This window comes from Lacrimispora amygdalina, from assembly GCF_900205965.1.
Taxonomy (GTDB): Bacteria; Bacillota; Clostridia; order Lachnospirales; family Lachnospiraceae; genus Lacrimispora; species Lacrimispora amygdalina_A.
Map to the genome: position 1 here is coordinate 115,662 of NZ_OAOF01000015.1, position 12,161 is coordinate 127,822.

15 protein-coding genes are annotated in these 12,161 nt (G+C 41.5%); 13 read left to right on the top strand and 2 right to left on the bottom strand.

Annotated features, from left to right (window positions below):
* Positions 1–75: 75 nt before the first annotated feature.
* Both CRO04_RS18555 and CRO04_RS18560 read right to left on the bottom strand, forming a co-directional pair.
* On the bottom strand, positions 76–294 hold the full coding sequence (locus CRO04_RS18555; protein WP_097005733.1) for a YaaL family protein: 219 nt from the start codon (positions 292–294) through the stop codon (positions 76–78).
* A 100-nt stretch (positions 295–394) separates the two neighbouring features.
* On the bottom strand, positions 395–691 hold the full coding sequence (locus CRO04_RS18560; RefSeq protein WP_097005766.1) for an ArsR/SmtB family transcription factor: 297 nt from the start codon (positions 689–691) through the stop codon (positions 395–397).
* A gap of 393 nt (positions 692–1,084) precedes the next feature.
* On the opposite strand from CRO04_RS18560, the gene CRO04_RS18565 reads away from it, so the two are divergent.
* The 13 genes from CRO04_RS18565 to CRO04_RS18625 are packed head-to-tail and all read left to right on the top strand — an operon-like array spanning position 1,085 to position 12,157.
* Positions 1,085–1,597, top strand: a complete 513-nt coding sequence (locus tag CRO04_RS18565; protein ID WP_242974549.1) for a prepilin peptidase — start codon at positions 1,085–1,087, stop codon at positions 1,595–1,597.
* Positions 1,598–1,610: 13 nt separating this feature from the next.
* Complete coding sequence (locus tag CRO04_RS18570) at positions 1,611–2,612, top strand: hypothetical protein (RefSeq protein WP_097005735.1); 1,002 nt, start codon at positions 1,611–1,613, stop codon at positions 2,610–2,612.
* Between the two features lie 36 nt (positions 2,613–2,648).
* A complete protein-coding gene (locus CRO04_RS18575) occupies positions 2,649–3,845 on the top strand; it encodes an ATPase, T2SS/T4P/T4SS family (RefSeq protein WP_097005767.1) in 1,197 nt (398 codons plus the stop codon).
* Entirely contained in the window at positions 3,802–4,572 is a 771-nt protein-coding gene (locus CRO04_RS18580; RefSeq protein WP_207654471.1) for a type II secretion system F family protein, read from the top strand. The genes CRO04_RS18575 and CRO04_RS18580 overlap by 44 nt, the downstream gene beginning before the upstream one ends.
* Before the next feature lie 12 nt (positions 4,573–4,584).
* Positions 4,585–5,847, top strand: coding sequence for a hypothetical protein (locus tag CRO04_RS18585; RefSeq protein ID WP_097005736.1), 1,263 nt, complete (start codon positions 4,585–4,587; stop codon positions 5,845–5,847).
* A gap of 15 nt (positions 5,848–5,862) precedes the next feature.
* On the top strand, positions 5,863–6,048 hold the full coding sequence (locus CRO04_RS18590; RefSeq protein ID WP_207654472.1) for a Flp1 family type IVb pilin: 186 nt from the start codon (positions 5,863–5,865) through the stop codon (positions 6,046–6,048).
* Positions 6,048–7,940: a DUF5702 domain-containing protein gene (locus tag CRO04_RS18595; protein ID WP_097005737.1), complete on the top strand. Its 1,893-nt coding sequence runs from the start codon at positions 6,048–6,050 to the stop codon at positions 7,938–7,940. Before CRO04_RS18590 ends, CRO04_RS18595 begins: the two co-directional genes overlap by 1 nt.
* 19 nt (positions 7,941–7,959) lie before the next feature.
* Positions 7,960–8,883 carry a hypothetical protein gene (locus CRO04_RS18600; protein WP_097005738.1) on the top strand — a complete coding sequence of 308 codons (924 nt, stop codon included), beginning with the start codon at positions 7,960–7,962 and terminating at the stop codon, positions 8,881–8,883.
* 10 nt (positions 8,884–8,893) lie between these two features.
* Entirely contained in the window at positions 8,894–9,328 is a 435-nt protein-coding gene (locus CRO04_RS18605) for a hypothetical protein (RefSeq protein WP_097005739.1), read from the top strand.
* Entirely contained in the window at positions 9,325–9,714 is a 390-nt protein-coding gene (locus CRO04_RS18610; RefSeq protein WP_097005740.1) for a hypothetical protein, read from the top strand. The genes CRO04_RS18605 and CRO04_RS18610 overlap by 4 nt, the downstream gene beginning before the upstream one ends.
* A gap of 1 nt (position 9,715) precedes the next feature.
* Positions 9,716–11,044 carry a DUF6382 domain-containing protein gene (locus CRO04_RS18615; RefSeq protein ID WP_097005741.1) on the top strand — a complete coding sequence of 443 codons (1,329 nt, stop codon included), beginning with the start codon at positions 9,716–9,718 and terminating at the stop codon, positions 11,042–11,044.
* Between the two features lie 52 nt (positions 11,045–11,096).
* On the top strand, positions 11,097–11,711 hold the full coding sequence (locus CRO04_RS18620) for a rhomboid family intramembrane serine protease (RefSeq protein ID WP_097005742.1): 615 nt from the start codon (positions 11,097–11,099) through the stop codon (positions 11,709–11,711).
* 29 nt (positions 11,712–11,740) lie between these two features.
* Positions 11,741–12,157, top strand: coding sequence for an HIT family protein (locus CRO04_RS18625; protein WP_097005743.1), 417 nt, complete (start codon positions 11,741–11,743; stop codon positions 12,155–12,157).
* Positions 12,158–12,161 lie beyond the last annotated feature (4 nt).

The window sequence follows — 12,161 nt, forward strand, 5'->3', positions numbered from 1 at the left end:
TCCATATTGGTACACGATTCCCATGTTGAAGCAGCATTTGTAACAGGTCCGTATCAAAGCTTATTCTATGCCTGGTTATACCTCGCGGCTCTTAAAACGGCGCAGAAGAAACTGGTAGCGAAGCTGCGCTGCATTCAGTTCGTAGATATAGCAGTCAATTAAAGTTGGGTCAACGACCTGTTCGAAATGATTCCTTGCTGCATCAATGGCGGTTTTGGAACGCTCAATTTCCTTGCGTAAAGTCCGTTCCTCCTCCGTAAGAGAAAAATGTTTCCTTATCAATAAATTTTTCATATGATCATCTCCAGATTAATATTTAACGAGTATCTATAGAACTCATTATATCTGGAAAATGGAACTTTATTCATCTATTACCTGAATATCCATAAAATTATTAGACTTGATCTATATATTTCTGGAGATACTGCCCAAGAGTGCATAACCTTTTTGTGCTTTCTCCAAAGGTAAGAAAATAATAATTGGAAGTTCCTTTCTGCCGGGACGATACAAGTCCTGCTTCTTTTAATATCTTTAAATGATGAGATATGGCCGGGCGGGATAAACTGGTCTTCTCTGTGATTTCATTTACATTCATTCCGCAAATTTCAGTCTGCCCTTTTATGCATGCATTGGCCAGAACTTCAATAATCGTAAGCCGGACCTCGTCTCCTAATGCAATAAAAAGCGGCATACAGCTTTTAAAAAGCAGGGAAAACTCTCCAATCGCCACCTGAAACATCCCCTTTGGTTTAAAATAGTAAACTAATAATATTATAGTAACATCCGAGCGGGGAAAGGTCAACAGATATTGTATAAAACTACTTATAAGATAGGGGAAAGTAATAAAAAATTGTATAATATAACAAAAAATAACGAAACATATGATACTTAAATTAAGTTAGAAATAGAAAAATTTGTAAAAAATAGTTGACTTTTGTATCTGCCTTGTGCATAATAAAGTCAGAATCCCGCATACGTTCTGTATACGGTTCACTATTCCATTATTCATGGCCGAATTTCCGGCATTATTTCCAGATTTATAATTTACTAAAAAGGAGTTGATAGTGTTAAGATTATCGTATTATTGTTAATACTGGCAATTGCATCTCATTATGATGTGAGGGAACACCGTATACCCAATTGGCTGGTATTTACCGGTATTGTAACCGGACTTTGCTTAACCTCGCCGGAAGCAGGAGGAGGGGGTGAAGGTCTGGGCGTTCTGCAGGGGATGATGGCATTTGCAGGAAGATTCTCAGCAGTTACAGCAGTGTTTTTTCTGCTGTTTGTATGCCGTATGATTGGAGCGGGTGATATTAAAACAGCCGCTCTCATATTCGGATATCTTGGCTTTGGCACCGGTTTTAAAGCGGTTGCCGGCGGATTTATAATAGGGGCATTCTGGTCTCTGTTTCTTATGGCTGTGAAAGGCAGTACCTTTCAACGGTTGTCTTATTTTCTGACCTACTTAAGGTCATTATTCCAAACAAAAAAAATTACAGCTTATTACAGTTCATCCCGGGATGGGTATGATGCAGTTATTCCGCTGGGATTCTGCATGTTTTTGGGAACGCTGCTTGCTGTTATTTTGGTTTAACAGGAGGTTTGCTATGACAAAACACATTATGGCGATATGCGATGAAGACGCTGCATTCGGAGAACGATTTGCAGAGTTTGTAAATGAGAAGGAGCGGTCTTTGCTGTTCATGGTATCCTTTACATCGGTACAGGAACTGACTGATTATAGCTTCGGCCATGACATTGAACTTCTTTTGATCAGTTGTGGTATATCAGATGAGGAGATTGAACAGATCAGAGCAGAAAAGGTGATTCTCCTTGCACAGGATAGGCTGGTATCCCCCAATGAGCGGTATTCCTGTGTTTATAAGTATCAGGCTGCAGACCGTCTCCTTCGGGAGGTTATGGAAGTGTACGGGGGGGCTTTCGAAGACCAGGGGTATACCATGCTATCTGAAAAAAGCAGGGTAATTGGTATTTATTCACCGGTAAACCGCTGCTTAAAGACATCGTTTTCCCTGACTATGGCACAGCTGCTGTCACGGGATTTAAAAGTTCTTTATCTAAATCTGGAGGATTGTTCCGGACTGGCAGAGCTGACTGGAGAAGAGTATGAGAGGGGGCTGTCTGATTTATTCTATTATTACAGGCAAAGCAGCTTTTCCGCTGCCAGGCTTGGTGCTGCCGTGTGTACCTGGGGAGATTTGGATTATATACCTCCGGTTCAGTATCCGGAAGACCTTGCCTTTGCATCTTCTCAGGAGATAGCAGGGCTAATCAGGCAGATTGCAAAAGAAAGTACATATGGAACCATAATACTTGATCTGGGGCAAATGGGGAAAAGAGCTGCGGATATTCTGGATGTCTGTGATGGCATCTATATGCCGGTAAAAGAAGACTGCATATCCGCCGCAAAGGTAGTGGAGTTTGAAACATACCTTTCTGCATCCGGTCACGGGAATGTTTTGAAGCGGATACAGAAAATCAGACTTCCGTATCACTGTACTTTTGGAAAAAAGGACAATTACCTGGATCAGCTTTTATGGAGCGAATTGGGAGATTTTACCCGTCAGCTTTTAAGAAAGCAGCCATAGGGAGGTGAAGATTTGGTTGAAGAACAGCGCAGATTGATGCGGGAGGACATCATGGCGGAATTAAATCAGCAGCAGCAGATATCAGATGAAGAACTATATACCATGATTGACGAGAAGATAATGGAGGTGGGATTAACCGGATATCTGCCCTTGGGAGAAAAGCTTAAGCTGAGAGACTGGTTATTTGATTCTTTCAGGCGGCTGGGAGTTCTTCAGGAGCTGGTTGATGATAAGACAGTGACAGAAATTATGGTAAATGGGCCGGACCATATCTTTATTGAGCGCAGCGGCCGTATGGAACAGTGGGATAAGGTATTTGAAAGTCAGGAACAGTTAGAAGACATGATTCAGCAGATTGTCAGCCGTGTTAACAGGACTGTAAATGTTTCAAGACCGGTAGCAGATGCCAGACTGAGTGACGGTTCCAGAGTTCATGTGGTTTTGCCGCCGGTATCCCTTGATGGTCCTGCTGTCACAATCAGGAAATTTCCGGAGCCAATCACCATAGAAAAACTTTTAAGGCTTGGATCCATTACAAGAGAAGCTGCTGAATTTTTAAAAAACATTGTGGAAGCCGGTTATAACATCTTTATCAGCGGCGGCACGAATTCCGGTAAAAGTACATTTTTAAATGCCTTATCTGCCTATATACCCAAAAGTGAACGAATTATAACCATAGAGGATTCGGCAGAACTGCAGATCACCCATATCCCTAATCTGGTCCGTCTGGAGACAAGATGTGCCAATGGAGAAGGCGAGGGGGAAGTGTCCATCGGAGATTTAATTAAGGCAGCTCTTCGTATGAATCCCTCCAGAATTATAGTAGGAGAAGTCAGAGGAAGAGAGGCGCTTGATATGATTTCGGCCATGAATACGGGTCATGACGGAAGTTTAAGTACAGGACATGGCAACAGTCCCAAGGATATGCTGTCCAGGCTGGAAACAATGGTGCTTATGGGAACGGATATCCCTCTTTTGGCTGTAAGGAGTCAGGTGGCTGCTGCAATTGATGTCTTAATTCATTTAGGAAGACTGAGAGATAAAAGCAGACGGGTATTATCAATTGTGGAGGTGGCAGGATATGAGGACGGTGAAATCAGACTTAACCCCCTTTACCGGTTCGAGGAGTATAAAGGGGCCCGGGGTAAGACAAAAGAAGTTGGGGGAATTCTTAAAAAAGTGGGGAATCTTGAGAACACAGAAAAGCTCGAAGCAGCAGGCATTAAACTATGATAAGTATGTTCTTACACTGAAGGAGTGGCTGGTTTACAGCGGACAAGGTGTTTTAATTGTAATACTTTTTTCTTATATATTTTACCGCAGCCTGACGGCATTTCTGATTTTGCTGCCATTGGGAATCCTGGTTCCTGTTTCAAAAAGAAAAGAATTAAAAGAAAAGCGGCTGCAGCAGCTGAATCTGGAATTTAAAGAGGGTATTTTGCTTCTTTCCTCTTTTTTAAGCGCCGGATATTCGGTAGAAAATGCTATCCTGGCTTCTTCAAAAGAGTTGGCGGTACTCTATGGAGAGACTGGTCTTATAACAAAGGAATTCCGGCTGATGGAAAGCCAGATCCGCATTAACCGGTCGGTGGAGAAGGCATTTTTGGAGTTTGCCATAAGAAGCGGGCTTGAAGATGTAAAGAATTTTGCTGAAGTATTTGCAACTGCAAAACGAAGCGGAGGCGAGCTGGTTTCAATCATCAGCCATACCGCAGATGTGATTCGGGATAAAGTGCAGGTAAAGCAGGAAATTCTTACCATGACAGCTTCCAAGCAGTTTGAACAGAAGATAATGAATCTCATTCCTTTTTTTATTGTCATCTATATCGACATTACTTCTCCTGGTTTTTTCAGGATCATGTATACCACAGGGGCGGGAAAAATTCTGATGACCATATGCATGGGGGTTTATATGATTGCTTATTGGCTGTCAAAGCAAATGATGAAGATTGAACTATAACCAGGAGGTCTGATGAAAGGTCATTATAAATTCAGATGGAAACTGCCGGTAACAAAGGCACAGGCTGTATGCGTGGCAGCTGGTTTCCTTTTGTATGCTGTTATGGAGATTGTATCCTTGTGGGGCAGGCAGAATGTATTAGAAAGAATTGGATTAAAAAGAGCCGGACCAGGGCAGGGGGAACGAATTTATGAAATTTTGGTAAAAGGATTGGATCAGGAGCAGAAAGATAAGAAACTGTTAATCGATATTCCTGTACGGGAACGCCGTTATACAAAGAAAGAATCTGAGGAGCTGTTTGACAGATTGGAAACGGAGCTTCAGACTCAAATGCTTTCGGATAATGATTCTCTCAATTCTATAATACAAGATTTGAATTTTATAAACAGACTAGACAGCTTTGGAGTGTCTGTGCGTTGGGAAACCAGCGATCCTTACCTGATTGATTCCTTTGGAACAGTTTATAATGAGGGGCTTTTGGAGGGAGGAAAGGAGATTCTCATCACTGCTGCAGTATCTGACGGAATCCATGAACACAGCTATCAGTTCAAAGGTAAGGTGGTACCGCCTGAACTGACAATGGAAGAGAAACAAAAAGCGGCATTTAAAAAATGGGCTAATGAGATTGATACCAAGCAGCAGACAGCCGATGCGCTGGTTTTACCTGAGGTATTTAAAGGACAACCATTGGAGTATTTTAAACCAAAAGAAGAATCTTATGGGATATTGCCTGTACTTGGTCTGGCGCTGGCAGTTCTGTTACAGATCAGAACGCAGGTTGAAAAACAAAATAGGTACAGACTGAGAGAACAGCAGCTTTTGCTTGATTATTCAGAGGTTGTTTCAAAGCTTGTGGTTTATATTGGCGCGGGATACACAGTAAGGGGGGCATGGGAACGGATTGCTGCCAATTATGGGGAGGCTATGAAAAATGGAAAGCAATCCATTCGGCCTGCTTACGAAGAGATGGTTAAGACGGCAGTTCAGTTAAGGAGCGGTCTGCCGGAAGGCCGTGCTTACAATGAATTTGGAAGGCGGTGCAGCCTTCAGCCATATATCAAGCTTGCAGCTTTACTGGAGCAAAATCAAAAAAACGGCGGCAGACAACTGAGAAATGCTCTTGACATCGAGATGGGCTCAGCATTTGAGCAGAGAAAACATGCTGCTAAAAAGCTGGGAGAAGAAGCAGGCACCAAACTATTGCTTCCGCTGCTTCTTATGCTTTTGGTAGTGATGATTATGATAGTAGTTCCGGCATTTCTTGCATTTTACTAGAGAGGAGGTGATACCATGGCAGAGTTGTTAAATAAACAGATGGCTGACTTTATAAGAGAGGAGGATGGAGTTGGTGTTATTGAAATTGTATTAATTCTGGTAGTTTTAATTGGTCTTGTTATTATTTTCAAATCCAATATTAAAAAGCTGCTGGATAGTATATTTGTTGAGATTAATAAGCAGTCGAAAGAGGTGTACTAATGCATAACAAAGGTCATATAACCGTTTTTCTCAGCTTAACCTTTTTATGCATTTTCAGTCTGATGTGCGGACTTTTGGAGTCCGCACGGACTGCCGGAACAAGATGGTATTTAAAACTTGCTGCGGATTCTGCTATGGATTCTGTATTCAGCAGTTATCACAGAGAAGCATGGGAAAAGTACCGGATCTTTCTTTTGGAAGATAAAAGCGAAGATAAACTAGAGGAGGAATGGTTGGGATATATCAAACCTTATATGGATCATTCCGGCTGGTATTCCATGGATATAGAGGATGCAAAATTAATGCAGAAGGTTCTGATTACGGATGACAGTGGCAGACATATGAAGCAGGAAATACTGGATTATATGAGATATGCGATTTTTAATGATATTCCGGATGAACCAGGTGCCGTTACCATACTTACTGGTCTGAAAGAAGCCGCTGCCGTAGAAGATCTCTCTGAATCCTATGGAGAACACACTAAGGAAGCGGTTCGTTTGGAGCATGTGATTGAAGAAATTAATTATTGTCTGGAAAAACAAAGGAACATTTGGCTGGAAGCAGATTCGTATTTAAATCATTATGATGGAAATGGATTCTTGAAAAAAGCGGCTGAATTAGAAAAAGAGATTAACCAGATTCCCTCCCTGATAAAAACGTACGGAAAGATTGCAGATGAGTTAAATATCCAATTACAGAAAACAAAGAGTAAAAAAGAAAAATCCCTGAATCAGTTAAGTGATTCAATACAGATGACATTAAACAGTGACACCAATTGGTATGAAGCCTATTTAAGACAGGATGGCCAGCGCAGAAAAGAAATTGAAGCTCTTGCAGGAAATATTTCAGATATAGAAGAAAAGATTAGTCGTTCAGTAAAACGTAGCGAGGAGGTAGAACAAATAATAGATGACTGGGACAGCAGCTCTGACGATGAGGATGACGACGGACCAGATTTATCCCGCTTATGGGGATCGGTTATAGATATCTGGGGTGAGATACATATATCAACGTTTTCCTATACAAATGGTGTAAAAGATACACAAAAAGAAAAAGTTTTAGAAAAAGTACAGAACCTTGTACAAAGTAATCTGATATCCCTCGTTCTTCCGGAAGGAAAGGAGGTTTCAAAAGGTGTATTAAATAATAACTCATTTCCATCTCTGATTTATACGGGAGATCAGGAAGAAACAGATGGACTGATCGACCGGATTTTATTTGAGGAGTATTGCAGCCGTTTTTTAACCAGTTATTTATCAGAGAGTGGAAAGGAGGTCCAGTATGAGATGGAATACCTGATAGGAGGTCTGAATACGGATGAAAAAAATATTTCCAAGGCAGTTTCGGATATTTTAGCAATCAGAGAAGGTCTGAATCTTGTACATATTCTGACAGATCAGGAAAAAAGGGAGGAAGCGAATGCTCTCGCTGCTGCAATTACCGGAGTCACAGGACTGGCTCCCCTGACAGGACTGGTTTCCTTCTTTATAATGGGTATCTGGGCATTAGGGGAAGCCATTGTCGATGTAAGACGGCTTCTTCAGGGAGAAAAGGTTGCACTTATTAAATCAAAGGATACCTGGAAGCTTTCACTGGAAGGATTGTTGGATTCAGGAAACAAGGGGACTTTTGAGGGAGAAGGAAGTGATGATAACGGCATGAATTATACCGGCTATTTAAAACTGATTCTTTTTGCCTCTCACAGCAGCCGGCAGTATTACCGTCTTATGGATGTCATTCAGATGAATCTTAGAGCAGCAGATGAGACATTTCGTATGACCCATTGTGTATACCGCGCAGAAATCAAAGGAAAAGGAGTTTCGCGTCATCTCTTTTTCGGAGGACTTAAACCAGTTTATCCAATAGAGGTTAGGACAGAAAAAGCTTATTAAGATAAGGAGGCGAATGATCATGCCCTTTTTCAGAGTGCTTAGAATAATTATTAAGAAAGCAAAGGTTACTCTCCAGGTACAAATCCCCTTGATAAAAAGAAATTTCTCTGTAAAAAGGGTATTGTCATACGCCTCCTTTCAATCAGAGCCAGGGAATCTTACCATAGAAGCAGCAATGGTACTGCCAATTTTTCTGTTTGCTGTAATAATCCTGATGATGCCAATGAAACTTTTAAATGATGGACGAAAAGTGCAGACAGCTCTTGAAAATACAGGAGAAGAGCTAAGTCAATATGCAGCAGTTCTAAAAGAGCTGGAGAAAGCAGAGAATCTTAATGCTGCAGAATTAGATGAATTACCAGACGATTTTTTAACTGAACTGACTAAGCAGGGGATTCTCCTTTATGTAAGAATGAAGATGAGCAGGCAAGAGGTATATGAAGGTCTGGAATCGGTATCATTTTCCCACTCCTCTGTCTTAAAAGATAAAGAAACCTTTGATTTAATAATGGATTACCGGATTCGGCTTCCATTTTCCATCTTAGGTCTAAGAAGTGTACCAATGACTGCCAGATGCCGGCGAAGAGCCTGGATTGGAAATACTCTGCTTCAGGCTGGAGAATCCAGCCACACAGAAGAAATGGTATATGTGGGGAGAGATAGTACCAGATATCATAGAAAAAGAACATGTCACTATATATACAATCAGATCAAAGCAGTGAACAAAGAAGATCTTAAAACTATTCGCAATTTAAATGGAGGAAGATACAAGCCCTGCAGCAGATGTGCGGGTCTTAATGGAGATGATGGAATGTTATATATCATGCCGTCAGGTGAAAAATATCACAGCAATCAAAATTGTACGGCAATCACGGCGTATGTAAGGCTAGTTCCATTATCGGAGGTAATTCATCTGGGACCGTGTTCTTATTGCTCCCAGTAAGGAGGAAAAAATGATTGAGCAATTAAACGATATTATTTTTGGATTGTTTCTTCTGACAGCAGCCTGGGAAGACAGCTGTAAAAAAAGTATTAATATCCGGGTCTTCATCATAGCCGGAGCAGCAGGTTTTGCTTTGTGTGTTTTACAGAGACAAGATCTGGTCAGCCGGCTGACCAGCTGTCTGGTTGGGTTTGCATTATTGACAGTTAGCAGACTGACAAGGGAATCGGTGGGAACAGGAGATGGGTGTTTCTTTCTGACCAGCGGCCTGTTTTTTCCTGTTTTATTTAATTTAAAGCTGCTTTTATACGGCTTAAGCCTGAGCGGTGTTTTTTGCGGTCTTTTTTTTCTGGTAAACCGTTTGAAAGGAATTGATGTTGGGAAAGAAAAGATACCATTCATTCCGTTTCTGGTTCCAGTCTGGCTGCTCATGGTGATGAAATGAAGGGGCGCTTAAACGGGAGCTATACGGTAGAGGCCGCTTTCGTTATGGCAGTCATACTATCTGCACTTATGTTAACGATTCAGTCCGCTTACTGCTTAAGAGATGAAGTTACTGGGTCCATGGCACTGGCAGAATCGGTACAAAGACTGAGACACAATGAGACGGAATCCCCAGCGGATGCCTCAGAATGGGCGGCTCACAGGGCAGGAAGCCCTTTTTCCTGGGAGAGATACCAATTTAAACTAGACACTGCGGGAAATTTTCTTACGGGAAGACGGGTTACAGGAACAGGGGTGGGTGGTAAATGGAGCCTGGAGCTGAAACAGAGCGTTTTTGATCCCGAGGATTTTTTAAGAAAACTGACGCTGATCAATCAGGAGGAATGAGATGAATGTTACATACAGGCGTGAACTTAAGCATAATTATTTGATTATAGAGCAGGATATATCCGGGACAGAGGGATATGAGGTTTCAATGCTGAGAGAAAATCATATAAACGGATTATTGAAATTTCATTTAAAACAGATTGATAATCATAAGTATTTCTATTATGAAATCACTTCCAGGCAGCCCTTAAACCGGATCCTGGAAATTCACAGCCTGAATAAAGATGAACTGAAGAATCTGGTTACTGGAATTGCACAGGTTCTTAGCCGCCTTCCTGCTTATTTGCTTAATGAAGATCAGATACTTCTTCAGCCTGAATATATCTATCTGGAGCCGGAGCATTTTTTGGTTTCTCTATGCCTGGTACCAGGTAGATACAGAAAATTTAGTGAGGACATGACGGAATTACTCCGTTATCTTTTGGGTAAGGTAAATCATCAGGATAAGGAATGTGTAGTAATGGCATATGCCCTGTATCAGGAGAGTTTAAAGGATAATTATGGTATTGACGCATTGGCAGAGCTTGTCTGCACCCCAAATGCTGGGGAAGGCGGGGAAAAGGAAGTCAGAGCTGACGCGTCTGGATCAGAAGACGGTGAAGAACAGATTGTATTTACGGATACAGATCAAGATCAGATACAGGTATTCCAGGAGTTTAACCAGATGCAGCAGGCAACATCCTCCGGTTTCGTACTCTGGAAGCCATTGTTCCTTTTGCTGTCAACCATGGCTGGAGCTGTGGCCATAATATGGAGCATATCTGGTTATAAAGGAATCATAAAATACTGGTATGCTCCGATAATAGCAGGAATATTAAGTGCTGTATATGGAGTAATCAAATCAGGAAGCATGAATAACAAAAAGTATTACGGGGAAGAAAGTAAAAAAGGAGATACCGGTATTGAGCCGGAGCCGGAGCGGGAAGCGTGGCAGATGGCTTTTTATGAGGAAAAGGAAGAACCCGGTAATCTGTTAAAAGCAGATGTTGAAGAAGAAATGGTACAGACGGCACTATTGACAAATGTTAAAACAGATACTAAAGTCCGGATATTAAAAGCAACTGGTTCTGGCAGACAGGATATAGAGATCACGTATACTCCATATCTCATTGGTAAGCAGGAAGGACTGGTCGACTGCGTTCTTGAAGGGGATGCAATCAGCCGTATTCATGCAAAAATTGAAAAGGATGGCGATGATTACTGGATTTGCGATCTCAACTCAACAAATGGTACTTATGTAAACGGAAGGCTCCTGGAAACAAATGAGACAGTTAGATTAGAGATTGGAGATGAAATTTTTATAGCAAATTTTGCGTTTATATTTACATAATCTGTCAGTTTATGATAAAATAAGCATATTATGGTTCAGAAGGAGCGCGATAATGGATGAATTTAACAGTCGCAGGAAGGCCTATGTGAATATGAGTCTTATTGCGTTGAATGTCATTTATTTTCTATACCTGGAGATGAGTGGATCAACCGAAGATACTCAGTTTATGGTTTCACATGGAGCCATGTATGCACCACTTGTTATTGAAAGGAGAGAATATTACAGACTCATAACTTCTGCATTCATGCATTTTGGAATTAATCATATTATGAATAATATGCTGATTTTGTTTATTCTGGGAGATAATCTGGAGCGTGCACTTGGTCATATTAAATATCTGATCTTTTACATTATTTGCGGTGTGGGAGCCAATATTGCTTCTATGATAGTGAATTTATCCGGATATCGGAGTGTGGTATCCGCAGGCGCATCCGGGGCTATTTTTGGAGTAATCGGAGGTCTTTTATATGCGGTTGCAGTTAATCGTGGCCAGCTGGAGGATTTATCTACCCGACAGCTTGTAGTTGTAATTTTATGTTCTCTTTATTTTGGTTTTACAAGTACAGGAGTTGATAATGCAGCCCATATTTCAGGTCTGATCATTGGAATTATTATGGGAGTTATTTTATACCGCAGACCCCGGTACAGGAGCAGCAGGCAGATATAAGAGCGATATCGCTGGAAGGAGGTGATTGTGTGAGAGAAGAGGACTGCATTTTCTGCAAAATCGCAAATGGGGGTATACCCTCGGAGACAATTTATGAGGATGATATGTTTCGGGTAATTATGGATTTAGGACCGGCTTCCAAAGGGCATGCCCTGATTCTTCCTAAGCAGCATTACAGAGATATCTGTGATCTGGATGAAGAAGTGGCAGCAAAGGTTCTTCCATTAGCAGCTAAAATAGGAGCCGCCATGAAAAAGGCGCTGGGATGCTCCGGGTTCAATGTAGTGCAGAATAATGGAAAAGAGGCAGGTCAGACAGTTTTTCATTTTCACGTGCATTTGATTCCCCGTTATGAGGAAGGTCCTGCTATGGTTTCATGGATTCCGGGTAAAGCAAGTCCGGAAGAACTAGCACAGACAGGAGCCGCCATCAGGAGCGCCCTGTAATCAG

Excerpts from the sequence above, each read along its gene's own strand:
- CRO04_RS18555 (WP_097005733.1), bottom strand. The coding sequence starts at position 294 with ATGAAAAATTTATTGATAAGGAAACATTTTTCTCTTACGGAGGAGGAA.
- CRO04_RS18560 (WP_097005766.1), bottom strand. The coding sequence starts at position 691 with ATGCCGCTTTTTATTGCATTAGGAGACGAGGTCCGGCTTACGATTATT.
- CRO04_RS18570 (WP_097005735.1), top strand. The coding sequence starts at position 1,611 with ATGACAAAACACATTATGGCGATATGCGATGAAGACGCTGCATTCGGA.
- CRO04_RS18575 (WP_097005767.1), top strand. The coding sequence starts at position 2,649 with ATGCGGGAGGACATCATGGCGGAATTAAATCAGCAGCAGCAGATATCA.
- CRO04_RS18585 (WP_097005736.1), top strand. The coding sequence starts at position 4,585 with ATGAAAGGTCATTATAAATTCAGATGGAAACTGCCGGTAACAAAGGCA.
- CRO04_RS18590 (WP_207654472.1), top strand. The coding sequence starts at position 5,863 with ATGGCAGAGTTGTTAAATAAACAGATGGCTGACTTTATAAGAGAGGAG.
- CRO04_RS18595 (WP_097005737.1), top strand. The coding sequence starts at position 6,048 with ATGCATAACAAAGGTCATATAACCGTTTTTCTCAGCTTAACCTTTTTA.
- CRO04_RS18600 (WP_097005738.1), top strand. The coding sequence starts at position 7,960 with ATGCCCTTTTTCAGAGTGCTTAGAATAATTATTAAGAAAGCAAAGGTT.
- CRO04_RS18605 (WP_097005739.1), top strand. The coding sequence starts at position 8,894 with ATGATTGAGCAATTAAACGATATTATTTTTGGATTGTTTCTTCTGACA.
- CRO04_RS18610 (WP_097005740.1), top strand. The coding sequence starts at position 9,325 with ATGAAGGGGCGCTTAAACGGGAGCTATACGGTAGAGGCCGCTTTCGTT.
- CRO04_RS18615 (WP_097005741.1), top strand. The coding sequence starts at position 9,716 with ATGAATGTTACATACAGGCGTGAACTTAAGCATAATTATTTGATTATA.
- CRO04_RS18620 (WP_097005742.1), top strand. The coding sequence starts at position 11,097 with ATGGATGAATTTAACAGTCGCAGGAAGGCCTATGTGAATATGAGTCTT.